The 16,708-nt window shown below is 67.2% G+C and carries 11 protein-coding genes; 7 read left to right on the top strand and 4 right to left on the bottom strand.

Translation table 11 applies throughout. From position 1 onward, the window contains the following. The first annotated feature begins 158 nt into the window (after positions 1-158). The 5 genes from B4U45_RS13520 to B4U45_RS13500 all read left to right on the top strand — a co-directional run bounded on the left by B4U45_RS13520 (position 159) and on the right by B4U45_RS13500 (position 11,525). Positions 159-1,064 carry an esterase family protein gene (locus B4U45_RS13520; protein WP_083153571.1) on the top strand — a complete coding sequence of 302 codons (906 nt, stop codon included), beginning with the start codon at positions 159-161 and terminating at the stop codon, positions 1,062-1,064. A 229-nt stretch (positions 1,065-1,293) separates the two neighbouring features. After that, positions 1,294-2,310, top strand: a complete 1,017-nt coding sequence (culp6, locus tag B4U45_RS13515) for a carboxylesterase Culp6 (protein WP_219859413.1) — start codon at positions 1,294-1,296, stop codon at positions 2,308-2,310. A 351-nt stretch (positions 2,311-2,661) separates the two neighbouring features. Then, positions 2,662-4,551: a long-chain-fatty-acid--AMP ligase FadD32 gene (fadD32, locus tag B4U45_RS13510; protein WP_075549788.1), complete on the top strand. Its 1,890-nt coding sequence runs from the start codon at positions 2,662-2,664 to the stop codon at positions 4,549-4,551. 24 nt (positions 4,552-4,575) lie between these two features. Then, entirely contained in the window at positions 4,576-9,975 is a 5,400-nt protein-coding gene (pks13, locus tag B4U45_RS13505) for a polyketide synthase Pks13 (RefSeq protein ID WP_122526538.1), read from the top strand. After that, positions 9,972-11,525, top strand: coding sequence for an acyl-CoA carboxylase subunit beta (locus tag B4U45_RS13500; RefSeq protein ID WP_075549789.1), 1,554 nt, complete (start codon positions 9,972-9,974; stop codon positions 11,523-11,525). The genes pks13 and B4U45_RS13500 overlap by 4 nt, the downstream gene beginning before the upstream one ends. Positions 11,526-11,642: 117 nt before the next feature. Here the strand turns inward: B4U45_RS13500 and B4U45_RS13495 are convergent, their stop codons facing one another. The 4 genes from B4U45_RS13495 to B4U45_RS13480 form a co-directional block, all read right to left on the bottom strand. Next, a complete protein-coding gene (locus tag B4U45_RS13495; RefSeq protein WP_122526537.1) occupies positions 11,643-13,421 on the bottom strand; it encodes an acyl-CoA dehydrogenase family protein in 1,779 nt (592 codons plus the stop codon). 118 nt (positions 13,422-13,539) lie between these two features. Then, positions 13,540-13,887 carry a hypothetical protein gene (locus B4U45_RS13490; RefSeq protein WP_075549791.1) on the bottom strand — a complete coding sequence of 116 codons (348 nt, stop codon included), beginning with the start codon at positions 13,885-13,887 and terminating at the stop codon, positions 13,540-13,542. Continuing rightward, positions 13,884-14,351: a hypothetical protein gene (locus B4U45_RS13485; protein WP_240316538.1), complete on the bottom strand. Its 468-nt coding sequence runs from the start codon at positions 14,349-14,351 to the stop codon at positions 13,884-13,886. Before B4U45_RS13485 ends, B4U45_RS13490 begins: the two co-directional genes overlap by 4 nt. Before the next feature lie 109 nt (positions 14,352-14,460). Beyond that, positions 14,461-14,847, bottom strand: a complete 387-nt coding sequence (locus B4U45_RS13480; protein WP_240316537.1) for a hypothetical protein — start codon at positions 14,845-14,847, stop codon at positions 14,461-14,463. On the opposite strand from B4U45_RS13480, the gene B4U45_RS29270 reads away from it, so the two are divergent. Together B4U45_RS29270 and B4U45_RS13475 are read left to right on the top strand one after the other, a co-directional pair. Next, a complete protein-coding gene (locus B4U45_RS29270; RefSeq protein WP_240316536.1) occupies positions 14,846-15,085 on the top strand; it encodes a hypothetical protein in 240 nt (79 codons plus the stop codon). The genes B4U45_RS13480 and B4U45_RS29270 overlap by 2 nt on opposite strands. A gap of 116 nt (positions 15,086-15,201) precedes the next feature. Further along, positions 15,202-16,662, top strand: coding sequence for an arylsulfotransferase family protein (locus B4U45_RS13475; RefSeq protein WP_075549794.1), 1,461 nt, complete (start codon positions 15,202-15,204; stop codon positions 16,660-16,662). Positions 16,663-16,708 lie beyond the last annotated feature (46 nt).

Below are 16,708 nucleotides of genomic sequence, written 5' to 3'. Positions count from 1 at the left end.
CGACCCTTCGGGGTCGCCGCCGTTGGTTACTTCTGCGTTATCTCCCCTTTATCGCGTTGTGTGCGGTGTGGTTAGCTACCTTGCGGGCCGGGGCGTGCCTCGAACCCGCCGCACGGTCGGGCGCTGCGGGCATGCAGCGATACACGATGGAGGTGGACATGAGGGGTCTGTCGGTGGTGCTACGGCTGCTCTGCGTTGCGGTGCTGTCGATCGCGTTGGGCGGTGTCACCGTGGCAGCAGGATCGTGGGGCACGGCCAAAGCCGCCCCCTACGAGACCCTGATGGTGCCGTCGGGCGCCATGGGCCGCGACATCCCGGTCGCGTTTCTTGGCGGTGGCCCGCACGCGGTGTACCTGCTGGATGCCTTCAACGCCGGCCCCGACGTCAGCAACTGGGTTACCGCGGGTAACGCGATGAACACCCTGGCTGGCAAGGGAATCTCGGTGGTCGCCCCGGCCGGCGGTGCCTACAGCATGTACACCAACTGGGAACAGGACGGCAGCAAGCAGTGGGAAACCTTCCTGTCCGGTGAGCTTCCCGATTGGCTGGCGGCCAACAAAGGCCTGGCGCCCGGCGGTCACGCCGCCGTCGGCGCATCTCAGGGCGGCTATGGCGCAATGGCGCTGGCCGCGTTCCACCCGGACCGATTCGGCTTCGCCGGATCGCTCTCCGGGTTTCTGTACCCGTCGAGCACCACCACCAACGGTGCGATCCTCGCCGGCCTGCAGCAGTTCGGCGGTGTGGACGGCAACGGCATGTGGGGTGCCCCACAGTTGGGCCGGTGGAAGTGGCACGACCCATGCGTGCATGTCGCTTTGCTGGCGCAGAACAACACCCGGGTCTGGGTGTGGAGTCCGACCAACCTGGGCGCCAGTGATCCTGCCGCCATGATCGGTCAGGCCGGCGCGGCGATGGGCGACAGTAGGTCGTTCTACCAGCAGTATCGCAACGTCGGCGGGCACAACGGTCACTTCGACTTCCCGGGCGGCGGCGACAACGGCTGGGGCTCGTGGTCGGCGCAACTGGGTGCCATGTCCGGCGATATCGTCGGCGCGATCCGCTAGCGAGCCGACGGGCGGATCCAGCTAGCCGGCCCCGGGCCACGCGGCGGAGACATCGTCCGGGACGGAACTTCGTCACCAGCCGGTACCGTGTATGGGGTGCGGCAGCGGGCGGCGCCACTGGGTGCCGACGCGGTGTGGTGACTTCGGGCGGCTCGGGCGGCGAGCGTGCGCGACATCGCCGCCGACCGCAGGCTGTACTCAAACTTACCGACGCTGCTAGCAGGAGAACATGGCTACCAACTCCCGGCGCAGAAGACGCCGCCAACGAATCCTCGCCTGGGTTGCGGCCGGCGCCCTGGCGTCGGTCGTCGCGCTGGTCATCGTCGCCGGCGTGGTCATGCTGCGCCGCCAGGAAGCACCGCCCAGCGCGGTACCGCCCGGGGTGCTGACCCCGGGTCCCACCACCTCTCACCCACGCAAACCCCGGCCAGCCTTCCAGGATGCGTCCTGCCCGGACGTGCAGTTGATCGCGGTACCCGGCACCTGGGAGTCGTCGCCGCAGGACAACCCGCTCAACCCGGTGCAGTTCCCGAAGGCGTTGCTACTGAATGTGACCGGGCCGATCTCCCAGCAGTTCCCCGGATCGCGGGTGCAGACGTACACGGTTCCCTACACCGCGCAGTTCCACAATCCGCTCAGTTCCGACGGTCAGATGTCCTACAACGAAAGCCGGGCGGAGGGCACCCGCGCGATGGTGCAGGCGATGACGGACATGAATAACAAGTGCCCGCTGACCAGCTATGTGGTGGTCGGCTTCTCGCAGGGGGCGGTGATTGCCGGCGATGTGGCCAGCGATATCGGCAACGGCCGGGGACCGGTCGATGACGACCTGGTGCTGGGCGTGACGCTGATCGCCGATGGCCGTCGCCAGCCGGGGGTGGGCAACGACATCCCGCCCAGCCCCCCGGGCGAGGGCGCCGAGGTCACCCTGCATGAGGTGCCGGTGCTGTCCGGGCTCGGCTTGACGATGACGGGGGCGCGTCGGGGTGGCTTCGGCGCACTCGACAGTCGCACCAACGAGATCTGTGCCCAGGGCGATCTGATTTGCGCCGCCCCGCAGGAGGCGTTCAGTCCCGCCAATCTGCCGACCACCCTCAACACGCTGGCGGGTGGGGCCGGCCAACCGGTCCACGCGATGTACGCCACCCCCGAATTCTGGAACTCCGACGGGCAGCCGGCTACGCAATGGACGTTGAACTGGGCTCACGACCTCATCGACAAGGCGCCGCATCCCAAACACGGCTGAGGCGAGACGGGTGGCCCGAACACGGCGGGCGAGGGCGGGCCCCAGGCGCCGCAGCGGCCGGGCGCTCGCAGATTGGGGCAGCGGGACACAGTCGCTAGTGCCCCGATCGTAATGGGATCAGCGGTACCTTGTGATTTGGTCTGACGCCTCACGGCCCTTAACATTAAGAGAAATTTAAGAGCATGTGGATGACCCGGCTGGGTCGTAGCCGGCAACGATTGGCGCGCCCGCGAGTGTGCGCGCCGCTCAGGGGCCGGATCGCGTACGGATGTAACTCGTCGGCGGAGCCGACCAGGATGTAAACCCTGTCGGCGTAGCCGACCAAGCAGTGTTGTGACAGGAGAGGGCGGCATGGCGTACCACAACCCGTTCATCGTCAATGGACGAATCCGGTTCCCGGAGAACACCAATCTGGTGCGTCACGTCGAAAAATGGGCGAAGGTGCGTGGCGACAAGCTGGCCTACCGGTTCCTGGACTTCTCCACCGAACGGGACGGCATCGAACGCGACATCCTGTGGTCGGAGTTCAGCGCGCGCAACCGCGCCGTCGGCGCCCGGCTGCAACAGGTCACCCAGCCCGGCGACCGTATCGCCATCCTGTGCCCACAGAACCTGGACTACCTGATCTCCTTCTTCGGCGCGCTGTATTCCGGCCGGATCGCGGTGCCGTTGTTCGACCCGGCCGAGCCGGGTCACGTCGGCCGGTTGCACGCGGTACTCGACGACTGCACCCCGTCGACCATTCTGACCACCACCGACTCCGCCGAGGGTGTGCGCAAGTTCATCCGTAGCCGCTCGGCAAAGGAACGGCCCCGGGTGATCGCCGTCGACGCGGTTCCCACTGAGGTCGCGTCGACCTGGCAGGAGCCCGACGCCAACGAGTCCACCACGGCCTACCTGCAGTACACCTCCGGATCGACCCGGACGCCGACCGGCGTGCAGATCACCCATCTGAATCTGCCGACAAACGTGCTGCAGGTGCTGCATGCACTGGAAGGGCAAGAAGGTGACCGCGGTGTCAGTTGGCTGCCGTTCTTCCACGATATGGGCCTGATCACGGTGCTGCTGACGTCGGTGCTGGGCCACAGCTTCACCTTCATGACTCCGGCCGCGTTCGTGCGCCGACCCGGCCGCTGGATTCGCGAACTCGCTCGTAAGCCCGGCGAAACCGGGGGAACTTTCTCCGCCGCACCCAACTTTGCCTTCGAGCATGCGGCAGTGCGCGGCCTGCCCCGCGACGATGAACCACCATTGGACCTCAGCAATGTCAAGGGCATCCTCAACGGCAGTGAACCGGTGTCGCCGGCGTCGATGCGCAAATTCTTCGAAGCCTTTGCCCCGTACGGTCTGCCCGAGACTGCGGTCAAGCCGTCCTACGGTCTGGCCGAGGCGACGCTGTTCGTCTCGACTACCGCGCCCAACGAGCCGCCGACCGTCATCCATGTGGACCGAGACGAGCTCAACAATCAGCGTTTCGTCGAGGTGCCCGCCGGCGCGCCGAATGCCGTCGCGCAGGTCTCGGCCGGCAAGGTCGGCGTCGACGAGTGGGCGGTCATCGTCGACCCGGACACGGCTAGCGAGCTGCCGGACGGGCAAATCGGCGAAATCTGGCTGCACGGCAACAACCTGGGCATCGGGTACTGGGGCAAGGAAGAGGAATCCGCTCAGATATTCCGCAACATCCTGAAGTCGCGGATCAGCGAGTCGCACGCCGAGGGAGCCCCCGACGACGGCCTGTGGGTGCGCACCGGCGACTACGGCACCTACTTCAAGGGACACCTCTATATAGCGGGCCGGATCAAGGACCTGGTCATCATCGACGGCCGCAACCACTACCCGCAGGACCTGGAGTTCACCGCGCAGGAGTCGAACAAGGCCTTGCGGGTCGGCTACGTGGCCGCCTTCTCGGTGCCCGCCAACCAGCTGCCGCAGAAGGTGTTCGACGATCCGCACGCCGGGCTGAAGTTCGACCCCGAGGACACCTCCGAGCAGCTGGTGATCGTCGCCGAACGCGCTGCCGGTACGCACAAACTGGAATACCAGCCGATCGCCGACGACATCCGTGCCGCTATCGCCGTCGGGCATGGGGTGACCGTGCGGGACCTGCTGTTGGTGTCGGCCGGCACGATTCCCCGGACCTCCAGCGGCAAGATCGGACGGCGCGCGTGCCGGGCCGCCTACCTCGACGGCAGCCTGCGCAGCGGCGTCGGTTCCCCGACGGCATTTGCCACCGAATCCTGAGCCCCCAGAACCACAAAGGTACCCATGGCTGACATAGACGTATCCCAGGCGAACGACCCGGAGAAACCGCCCGCCGGCGGGACCGACATGCGCGCCGGCGACGATGCAGTGGGGGTACCGCCCGCTTGCGGGGGACGAAGCGATGCTGAGGAGCGGCGCATAACAACGGTCCCCGAGATGCGGCAGTGGCTGCGCAACTGGGTGGGCAAGGCGGTCGGCAAGTCGCCGGACTCGATCGACGAGTCGGTGCCGATGGTGGAGTTGGGCTTGTCGTCACGCGATGCCGTGGCGATGGCGGCTGACATCGAAGACCTGACCGGCGTCACGCTGTCGGTCGCGGTGGCCTTCCAGCATCCGACCATCGAGTCGCTGGCCACCCGGATCATCGAAGGCGAACCCGAAACGGCTGACGACGGCGTCGACGTCACCGACTGGACCCGCAACGGCCCCGCCGAGCGGGTCGACATCGCGATCGTGGGCCTGTCCACCCGGCTGCCCGGCGACATGAACACTCCCGACGAAACCTGGCAGGCGCTGCTGGAAGGCCGCGACGCCATCACCGACCTGCCCGAGGGCCGCTGGACGGAATTCCTCGAAGAGCCGCGCCTGGCCGAGCGGGTCAAGGCGGCGCGTACCCGCGGCGGCTACCTGAAGGACATCAAGGGTTTCGACTCGGAGTTCTTCGCGGTGGCCAAGACCGAAGCCGACAACATCGACCCGCAACAGCGGATGGCGCTGGAGCTGACCTGGGAGGCGCTCGAACACGCTCGCATCCCGGCGTCGAGCCTGCGCGGCGGGGCCGTCGGCGTGTACGTCGGCGTCTCCAACAACGACTACAGCTTCCTGGCGGTATCGGACCCCACAGTTGCCCACCCGTACGCGATCACCGGCACCGCCACCTCGATCATCGCCAACCGGGTGTCCTACTTCTACGACTTCCGCGGCCCTTCGGTCGCGGTCGACACCGCATGCTCGAGTTCACTGGTAGCCACCCACCAGGCGGTGCAGGCCCTGCGGATGGGCGAATGCGACGTCGCGGTGGCCGGGGGCGTCAACGCGCTGATCACCCCCGTGGTGACGCTGGGTTTCGACGAGATCGGACAGGTGCTGGCACCAGACGGCCGGATCAAGTCGTTCTCTTCCGACGCCGACGGCTACACCCGCTCCGAGGGCGGCGGGATGCTGGTGCTCAAGCGGGTCGACGACGCCCGCCGTGACGGCGACCAGATCCTCGCCGTGATCGCCGGCAGCGCGGTCAACCACGACGGCCGGTCCAACGGCCTGATCGCGCCCAACCAGGACGCGCAGGCCGACGTGCTGCGCCGGGCCTACAAGGATGCCGGCATCGATCCGCGCACCGTCGATTACATCGAGGCGCACGGCACCGGAACCGTCCTCGGTGACCCGATCGAGGCCGAGGCGCTGGGCCGCGTCGTCGGCAAGGGTCGTCCCGCCGATCGGCCGGCGCTACTCGGCGCGGTGAAAACCAATGTCGGACACCTGGAGTCGGCGGCCGGTGCGGCCAGCATGGCCAAGGTGGCGCTGGCTTTGCAGCACGACAAGCTGCCGCCGTCGATCAACTTCGCCGGGCCCAGCCCCTACATCGACTTCGACGCGATGCGGCTGAAGGTGATCGACACGGTGACCGACTGGCCGCGCTACGGCGGCTACGCCGTGGCGGGAGTGTCCAGCTTCGGCTTTGGAGGCGCCAACGCGCACGTGGTGGTGCGTGAGGTCTTGCCCCGCGACGTGATCGAGCGCGAGCCCGAACCCGAGCCGCAAGCGGCCGCGCCCGCCGAGACCGCCCCATCCGAGGCACCCGCGCTCGAAGGCCACGCGCTGCGGTTCGACGACTTCGGCAACATCATCACAGACGCGACCGCGCCTGTCGAGGACGACGAACCGGAGTTGCCGGGCGTCACCGCGGAGGCGTTGCGGCTCAAGGAAATTGCGTTGGAAGAGCTTGCGGCGCAAGAGGCGCAGGAGGGTCCCAAGCCCCCGCTGATCCCGCTGGCGGTGTCGGCGTTCCTGACCTCCCGCAAGAAGGCCGCGGCCGCCGAGCTGGCCGACTGGATGGAAAGCCCCGAAGGGCAGGCGTCGTCGGTGGAGTCGATCGGCCGGTCGCTGTCGCGGCGCAACCACGGCCGCTCCCGCGCGGTGGTGCTGGCCCACGATCACGAGGAAGCCATCAAGGGGCTGCGGGCCGTCGCCGCGGGCAAGCAGGCGCCGAACGTGTTCAGCGTCGACGGGCCGGTGACCAATGGTCCGGTGTGGGTGCTGGCCGGGTTCGGCGCCCAGCACCGCAAGATGGGCAAGAGCCTGTACCTGCGCAATCCGGTGTTCGCCGAGTGGATCGAGAAGGTCGACGCGCTGGTCCAGGACGAGCTGGGGTACTCGGTGCTCGAGCTGATCCTGGACGATTCGCAGGACTACGGCATCGAGACCACCCAGGTCACCATCTTCGCGATCCAGATCGCCCTGGGTGAGCTGCTCAAGCATCATGGCGCCAAGCCGGCCGCGGTGGTCGGACAGTCGCTGGGCGAGGCGGCGTCGGCGTATTTCGCCGGCGGTCTGTCGCTCCGCGATGCCACCCGCACCATCTGCTCGCGCTCGCATTTGATGGGCGAGGGCGAGGCGATGCTGTTCGGCGAGTACATCCGGTTGATGGCGCTGGTGGAATACTCCGCCGACGAGATCAAGACGGTGTTCTCCGACTTTCCCGATCTGGAGGTGTGCGTCTACGCCGCTCCCACCCAGACCGTCATCGGGGGCCCGCCCGAACAGGTGGACGCGATCATCGCCCGGGCCGAAGCCGAGGGCAAGTTCGCGCGTAAGTTCCAGACCAAGGGCGCCAGCCACACCCAGCAGATGGATCCGCTGCTCGGCGAGCTTGCCGCGGAGCTGCAGGGCATCAAGGCGCTGAGCCCCACCTGCGGGATCTACTCGACGGTGCATGAGGGCAGCTACATCAAGCCGGGCAGCGAGCCCATCCACGACGTCAAGTACTGGAAGAAGGGCCTGCGGCATTCCGTCTACTTCACCCACGGGATCCGCAACGCCGTCGACAGTGGGCACACCACCTTCCTGGAGCTGGCGCCCAACCCGGTGGCGCTGATGCAGGTGGGCCTGACCACGGCCGCCGCCGGTCTGCATGACGCCCAGCTGATTCCGACACTGGCCCGCAAGCAGGACGAGGTCGAGTCGATGATCTCGACCATGGCCCAGCTCTACGTCTACGGCCACGACCTGGACATCTGGACGCTGTTCAGCCGTGCCACTGGCCCCGAAGATTTCGCCAACATTCCGCCGACCCGCTTCAAGCGCAAGGAGCACTGGCTCGACGCGCACTTCTCCGGCGACGCCTCGGTGATCATGCCGGGCAACCATGTCGCGCTGCCGGATGGCCGCCACGTGTGGGAGTATGCCCCGCGCGACGGCCAGGCGGACCTCGCGGCTTTGGTCAGAGCCGCTGCGGCCCAAGTGCTTACCGACGCACAGCTGACCGCCGCCGAGCAGCGCGCGATACCCGCCGACGGTGCCCGGCTGGTGACGACCATGACCCGCCATCCCGGCGGTGCGTCGGTTCAGGTGCACGCCCGCATCGACGAATCGTTCACGCTGGTCTACGACGCCCTGGTGGCTCGGGCCGGTTCCGATGCGGTGCTGCCGGTCCAGGTTGGGGCGGGCGCGGCGATCACCGCTGCACCCGCTTTGGTCCCCGAAGCTTCGGTCGAGGAATCGGAAGCCGACACGCTGACCGACAGCTTGACCAACCGCTACCTGCCGAGCGATGTGGGCAGATGGTCACCGGATTCCGGGGAGACCATCGCCGACCGGTTGGGCCTGATCGTCGGGTCGGCGATGGGTTACGAGCCCGAGGACCTGCCGTGGGAGGTGCCGCTGATCGAGCTCGGTCTGGACTCGCTGATGGCGGTGCGGATCAAGAACCGCGTCGAGTACGACTTCGATCTACCGCCGATTCAGTTGACGGCGGTGCGCGACGCCAATCTCTACAACGTCGAAAAGCTGATCGAGTACGCGGTCGAGCACCGCGACGAGGTCGAGCAGCTCAGCGAGTACCAGAAGACCCAGACGGCCGAGGAGATCGCCCGGGCGCAGGCTGAATTGGTCAGTGGGGCAACGGTTTCCACCGTGACTGCGCCGGCACCTGATCCGCAAGCCGCACCGGAAACGCAGGCCGCGCCCGCTTCGGACATTCCCGTACCGCCGCCGCCGACGGACCCCTCCGGCCCTACCGGTAATGGGCAGCCCAACCTGGTGGCCGCCGCGGAAGCGCTCAATCGGGAAGCGGTCGCCAAGGCGCTCAACTCCGACGTGCCGCCGCGCGATGCCGCCGAGCGCGTCACCTTCGCCACCTGGGCGATCGTCACCGGCAAGTCGCCGGGCGGCATCTTCAACCCGCTGCCCAAGTTGGACGACGACAAGGCGGCCACAATGGCGCAGCGGCTCTCCGAGCGTGCCGAAGGTGAGATCACCGCCGAGGACGTGCTGACGTCGGAGAACATCGAGGCACTGGCCGACAAGGTGCGTGGCTACCTGGAGGCGGGCCAGATCGACGGGTTCGTGCGCACGCTGCGGGCCCGGCCCGAGGGCGGCACCAAGCCGCCGGTGTTCGTGTTCCACCCGGCCGGCGGGTCGACCGTGGTGTACGAACCGCTGCTCAATCGGCTGCCGGCCGACACCCCGATGTACGGCTTCGAACGAGTCGAGGGGTCGATCGAAGAGCGTGCCGCTGTCTATGTGCCGAAGCTGATCGAGATGCAGGGCGCCGGTCCCTACATCCTGGTCGGCTGGTCGCTGGGCGGGGTCCTGGCCTACGCCTGCGCGATCGGGCTCAAGCGGCTGGGCAAGGACGTCCGGTTCGTGGGCCTGATCGACGCGGTGCGCGCCGGCGAGGAGATCCCGCAGACCAAGGAGGAGATCCGCAAGCGCTGGGACCGCTATGCCCGTTTCGCCGAGAAGACGTTCAACGTCACCATCCCGGCGATCCCCTACGAGCAGCTCGAGGAGCTCGACGACGAGGGCCAGGTCCGGTTTGTGCTCGACGCCGTCCGGGAGTCCGGTGTGCAGATCCCGGCCGGGATCATCGAGCACCAGCGCACGTCGTACCTGGACAACCGGGCGATCGACACCGCGCAGATCCAGCCCTACGACGGGCATGTCACCCTCTATATGGCCGACCGATACCATGACGACGCGATCATGTTCGAGCCACGGTATGCCGTTCGCCAGCCGGACGGCGGTTGGGGTGAATACGTCACCGACCTCGAGGTCGTGCCGATCGGTGGTGAGCACATCCAGGCCATCGACGAGCCGATCATCGCCAAGGTGGGCGAACACATGAGCCGCGCCTTGAACAAGATCGAGCACAACGTCGAGGCTGAACAGAGGGCCCCTAAGTGAGCACCAAGACCACCGCCGAGCTGCTGGCCGAACTACGCGAAAAGCTGGAGCTGGCCAAGGAGCCCGGCGGTGAGAAGGCCGCCGCCAAGCGCGACAAGAAGGGCATCCCGAGTGCCCGCGCCCGCGTCTACGAGCTGGTGGACCCGGGCACCTTCTTCGAAATCGGGGCGTTGTGCCGCACTCCCGGCGACCCCAACGCGCTCTACGGCGACGGGGTGGTGACCGGGCACGGCCTGATCAACGGCCGACCGGTCGGGGTGTTCTCCCACGACCAGACGGTGTTCGGCGGCACCGTCGGGGAGATGTTCGGCCGCAAGGTGGCCCGGCTGATGGAGTGGTGCGCGATGGTCGGCTGCCCGATCGTCGGCATTCAGGACTCCGGCGGCGCCCGCATCCAGGACGCCGTCACGTCGTTGGCGTGGTATGCCGAGCTGGGCCAACGGCACGAGGCGCTGTCCGGGGTGGTGCCGCAAATCTCCCTCATCTTCGGCAAGTGCGCCGGGGGAGCGGTCTATTCGCCGATCCAGGACGACCTGCTGGTCTCGGTGCGTGACCAGGGCTACTTCTTCGTCACCGGACCGGACGTGATCCGGGAGGTCACCGGCGAGGACGTCACCCTCGACGAACTCGGCGGCTCCGACGCGCAGGCCCGCTACGGCAACATCCACCACGTGGTGAACTCCGAAGCCGAGGCGTTCCAGTATGTGCGCGACTTCCTGTCGTTCCTGCCGTCCAACTGCTTCGGCAAGCCGCCGGTCATCAATCCCGGACTGGAACCGGAGATCACCCCGACCGACCTGGAGCTGGACTCGATTGTCCCGGACTCCGACAATGCGGCCTACGACATGCACGAGATCCTGCTGCGCATCTTCGACGACGGCGACTTTCTGGACGTCGCCGCCCAGCACGGGCCGGCCATCATCACCGGGTACGCCCGGGTCGACGGGCGTCCGGTGGGTGTGATCGCCAACCAGCCCATGCACATGTCCGGGGCCATCGACAATGAGGCATCCGACAAGGCGGCGCGGTTCATCAGGTTCTGTGATTCGTTCCAGATCCCGCTGGTGTTCGTGGTCGACACCCCGGGGTTCTTGCCGGGCGCCGAGGAGGAGAAGCGGGGCATCATCAAGCGCGGCGGGCGGTTCCTGTACTCCGTGGTCGAGGCCGACGTGCCGAAGGTGACCATCACCGTCCGCAAGTCCTACGGCGGCGCATACGCGGTGATGGGTTCCCGGCAGCTGACCGCCGACTTCAACTTCGCCTGGCCCACCGCGCGCATCGCGGTGATCGGCGCCGAGGGGGCCGCGCAGCTGCTGATGAAACGCTTCCCTGACCCCACTGCGCCAGAAGCGCAGGCAATTCGCAAGTCGTTCATCGAGAACTACAACCTCAACATGGCGATTCCATGGATCGCCGCCGAGCGCGGGTTCATCGATGCGGTCATCGATCCGCACGAAACCCGGCTGCTGCTGCGCCGGTCGATGCACTTGTTGCGGGACAAGCAGCAGTGGCAACGCTTGGGTCGCAAGCACGGGCTGATCCCGGTCTAGCTGTAGCGCCGAGCAGACGCAGAATCGCCCAATTTCCGCCGAAATTGGGCGATTCTGCGTCTGCTGGTGCTCCGGGGGCGGCGGCGACGCGCCACGCCGAATGAGCGTCGGGCGAGTTCACAACCGATGCGTGAAGGCGCCATCAATCAGCTGGTCGAAGCGCTGCAGCGCTTCGTCGGATTCGGCGTCGATCCCTCGCAGCGGGCCGCGCTCGGCCAGATACCGCTGCGCGTATAGCCGGGCGACGAGCGCCTTGCGGTCGGCGCCGCGGGTGGCCCGCTCCCACGCCGCCTGCTCGGTGAGCAACGCCCCGGCGTAGACATCGCCCATGAATTGGGCCAGCGGGAACAGTCGCGCCTCGGCCACCTCCGGGTCCAGCTTCGTCCAGGCCGTGATCGCCGCGTCGAGATCCTCGATACGCTGCGACACCAGGCGCGTGGTCTCGTCGTCGTCGGACACCGAGACCGCATCGCGCATCCGGGCCAGCAGCGGCTCGTGCGCCCGCGACTGTTCCATGCCCCGCCGCACGTCGAGGCAAAGGATATTGTCGGAACCTTCCCAGATGGTGTTGACCTGCGCGTCCCGCAAAATCCTTGCTACCGGCCAGGTTTCGATGTAGCCGTTGCCGCCGTGCAGCTCGACCGCGTCGGACGCGGCGGTGAGTCCGAGCCGGCACACCCGCAGTTTGGTCACCGGCACGGCGATGCGCTGCCGGATCGTTTGCGGCTGACAGTGGTTGGTGGCTCCGGTGCCGTCGAAAATCAGCGCCAGCGCGGCTTCGACGTCGACGACCATCTCGGCCAGCTTGCGCCGGATCAGCGGTTTGTCGATCAACGCCTCGCCGAACGCGCGCCGCTGGCGGGTATAGCACAGCGCCTCGACCAGGGCGCGGCGCGCGTTGCCGACGGCGAACGAGGCGGTGCCCAGCCGTAACTTGTTGGTCAGTTCCATCATGCGGCCGAGTCCCTTGCCGTCGGCCGGCCCGGAGTCGGCCTGAGGTTCGCCGGACAGCAGGAAGGCTTCTGCGTCGACGAACTCGATCTCGCCGGAGGCGACCGAGCGGGTGCCCAGTTTGTCCTTCAGCCGCCGGACGCGCACGCCGTTGCGGGAGCCGTCCCGCCGGGTCCGCAACACCAGGAAGGAGGCCACTCCCCGGGTCGAGTCGGGGGCGCCCTCGGGTTTGGCCAGCACCACGAACGCCTCACCGGCGCAATTGGAGGCAAACCATTTGAAGCCGTTCAGCAGCCAGGCGTCGCCACAGCGGGTCGCTGTGGTTTCGAGCGCGCCCAGGTCGGAGCCACCAGTGCGCTCGGTCATCAGTTGCGCCGCCTCGCCGTCCCACTCGCCGGAGTTGAGTTTGCCCAGGACGTAGTCGCGCACGTCGGGGGGCGCGTAGGCCGACACCAGTGACCGCACCATGTTGCCGCCGGTGCCCAGCGCGCAGGCCATCCCGATGTCGGCCTGGTTGAGCAGATAGTTGGACGCGAACAGTGGCAGCGACGGGCTCACGCCGGACCGCTTGGCGTCGTCGCGCAGGGCTTGCTGGGCGTCCAGAATGGCCCGCTTGGACCGGGTGAACGATTCCGGCATCACCACCCGGCTGATGTCGTGGCCCCACCGGTCGTAGCGTTCCAGCTGCGGGGGGTTGCGGTCGGTTTCCTCGGCCCAACGGGTCACCGGGCCGCCCATCAGCTCACCGATGCGGGTCAGATGCGGCTCGGCGACTCCCAATTCTTCGGGCTGCAGGTAGTACGCCATGGTGAACTGCAGCATGGGATCGGTGAGGTACCAGTTGAGACCGGTGGCGCCCTGGTAATTCTCGGTGCGGTAGCGCTCGGCCTTTTCCGGTGTCGAGAACGGCAGCCGGTCCACGGCCTCCAGCAGGTATTCGCTCATCCCGCGACACTATTACATAGGTTTTATATATGTCTATACGTGCGGGACGCGGCTCCGACCCGGCCCGCCGCTTCAGTGGCGATAAACAGCTTGCGCCACAACGGAATCCAGCGCACCGCTACTTCACGGGCTCGACCAGCGTGAGCCGCGGCCCCGCCACCGCGTAGTCGAACCGAACGGGCGTCCCCTCGTCCAGGCTTCGTTGCAGTACCGCCAGCCGCGTGGCGAACTGGGGATCGTCGCGTTGCAGCAGGTAAATGGCCGCATGGCGGCCGAAGTGCACACCTACCGGCTTGTCCGGCTGAGTAGTGTCGAGCCTGACCACGGCGTCCTCGTGCACCCCCGATGATCTGCCGTCAGTGGTGAACGGCTCGGTCGTGGTGCATCCGACGGCGGTGACGGTCACCGCCGTCGCCACCAGGCCGGCGATCGAGCGCGCTGCGCCGAGAAACCGGGGTGCGCTCACGCGGCGCGTGGCAGATCCGGCCTTGCCGTTGCCGCATGCTGGGTCGGCCGGCTGGGCGTCGGGGCCCAGCCGACGTAGGTCAGATACAGCCCGACCAGCGCAAAAACGACGCATAAGCTCACCCACACGGCCTGCGCCCCGATCATGGCGTTGGCGACCGACACGAAGGCCCCGGGAAAGGCCAACAGCAGCAGCCCGCGCAACGTGACAAGCCAGCCAAGCAGCGACACGATGATCGCCGCCGCACCGCGCCAGTACTGGTGACTGGCCACCATCATCAGGCCGAACAGCAAGACGAAAGCCCCGGTCACCCAGGTCCACAGCGAATTCGCCTCGAATTGTGATAGCAGCTTCGCCATATCGGAGGCACGTACCACGGCCGTCACGTCGACGATCACCAGGAAAGGACCAAGCACCCGGGAGAACATCCGGGTTCGGGTCTGCGAATCGGGTGAGACGTTCATGGCAATACCTCCATCCGACGCCATCGACGAATCACCTTGAATCGCATCATGCGACGGCGTGCCGCGCTAGGGACCGAAGTCCCTGCTGGTTTGCGAGCGGTCGCCTCGCCTACATGGGCACCAGGAACTCCGAGGTATAGAACTCGGCGGGGTTTTGGGAATTGCTGTTGGGACGCTCGACAATTACCCACACCCCGGTCGTACCCTGCCGGACCGTGTCCTGAATGGTCACCGTCCCGGTCCCGCCCGCATCGAGGTCAAGGCCGGTGAAAGCGGTGCCCGGGGCCCCGGGACCGCACGGGGCCGTCGATGGGCGGGGTGCCTGGATCAGGCCGACGTCGTAATGCATCCCGGGCTGTGCGGGGTTGACCAGGTGTACCTCGGCGACCGCCTGCGATCCCGCGCGGTGGATGAGCGCGGAGCCGGTGCCTGTAGGGGGAGGAACCGCCGGCAACCTGGGCGCGACCGAGGTGCGGCTGTAATCGCATTGCCGCATGGCCGCTCCCAGCGCCACCCTGGTGGCGCTGCTCGAGCCCGGATTAGCCGCCGCAGTGGCGACCGTGATCGTCGCCGCCGGGCAAGTCACCAAAGTGATTGCTGCCGTAAAGGTCATATATCGTGTCAGCCTGCGCATGGCCCCCACCGTTCTTTCCCCGCGGTTTGCCCGACCCGCACTAGATATTGACCGCATCAGCGACGGCGAAACCTCGCCAGGCTTTGCCGGCTGGGGCTGACGAATCAGGCTGCCTGCTCATCGCATCTGGTGTATAACCACAGCGACCGGCCGCCGGAAGTAGCGCTCTCCAAGGGGTGTGACGCTCAGGGTGATGTGCACGTCGAAACGAGTTCGATGACACGCGAATTGCGGATCTCGCGGCGACAACTCGGTGTCGCCACGGGCGCCATTCTCTCGGGCGGGCTGATCGCCGTCGGTACCCGCGGGCACAAGTCCGCGAACCCAGCGGCATCGGCCGTCTCGCCGCAGTCGCTGGGGTACACGATCAAGGTCAACGAGTCCGGCGGTGCGCCCGGCTACGTATTCTTTGTCTCCGGAACCACGGCGGCCCATCTTGGGAACGTGACGCGCCCCTGTGTGCTGGTCGTCGCCGACAAATCCGGACATGTGGTGTGGCAGCGCGAACTTCCGGCCGGGGAGACCGCCGGCAACCTCCGGGTCCAGCGCTACCGGGGAAAGCCGGTGCTCACGTGGTGGCAGGGCCGCAAGCAATGGGGCCACGGACTCGGCGCCAGCTATATCGCCGACGAACATTACAACGTGATCAGGACCCTGACGCCCGGCGGCGAGTTGCCGTCGGACATGCACGAATTCCGGCTCACCGCGGACGGTCGCGCCCTGATCACGTCCTACCCGGAGGTCGCGGCCGACCTGACGGCCATCGGCGGGCCGAAGGACGGCCGGGTCTACAACTGCACCGCGTCGGTGGTGGACGTAGCCACGAAACAGACGCTGTTCCAGTGGGATGCGTTGAGCCACATCGCGATCAGCGACTCGCCGGCAAAATACACCGCCGGCCAAACGCTCGACGTGTACCACATGAACTCGATCGCGCTGGACCCGGCGGGCAACCTGGTGATCAGCATGCGCGCCCTCTCCACGGTCTTCAATGTCGACTACCGCACCGGCGCCATCAACTGGCGACTGGGTGGTAAGCGGTCCACGTTCGCCCTGGGCGACGGCGTCGAATTCGCGTATCAGCACGACGTGGAGATGCCCGATGCCGCCACGATCACGTTGTTCGACAACCACTACGAGGGCAGTCAGGGGCACATGGGCGATGGCGTGGTGCCGACCAGCCTGAAATGGATCCATCTGGATATCGCCGCCGGGCGGGCGAGCCTGGTCCGGGCCCAGCGGCACCCGGGAAATCTCAGCGTCGGGGCCATGGGTAACCTGCAACAGCTTCCGGGTGGCAACGCCTTCTCCGGATGGGGCACCGCCGAACGCATCTCCGAGTTCACCGCGGCTGGCGAGATGGTGTTCGACGCCAGCCTGCCCGGCGGTACCTATCGGGCGTTCCTCGACGAGTGGACCGGCGATCCCGTCGAACCCCCGCAACTGACCTTCGCCGGCGATACCGCACACGCCGTCTGGAACGGCGCCACCAGGGTGAACCGGTGGCGGTTACTGCACGGCCCGGAAAGCAACACCTTGACGCCGCGGACCACCGTCGCCTGGTCCGGCTACGACACGTCGATTCCGCAGATTGGGAATGCTGGCGGTTACTACCAACTCGAGGCGCTGGGCGCCGACGGGGCCGTCATCGGCAGGAGTGTGCTGATCGCCCGGTGACGAGACTGCGTCTATGTCGCCGAAACTGTGACCAGCGCGTGCCTAG

It is taken from the genome of Mycobacterium persicum, assembly GCF_002086915.1.
GTDB classification, from domain to species: Bacteria; Actinomycetota; Actinomycetes; order Mycobacteriales; family Mycobacteriaceae; genus Mycobacterium; species Mycobacterium persicum.
This window is presented reverse-complemented; position numbering and strand designations above follow the sequence as displayed.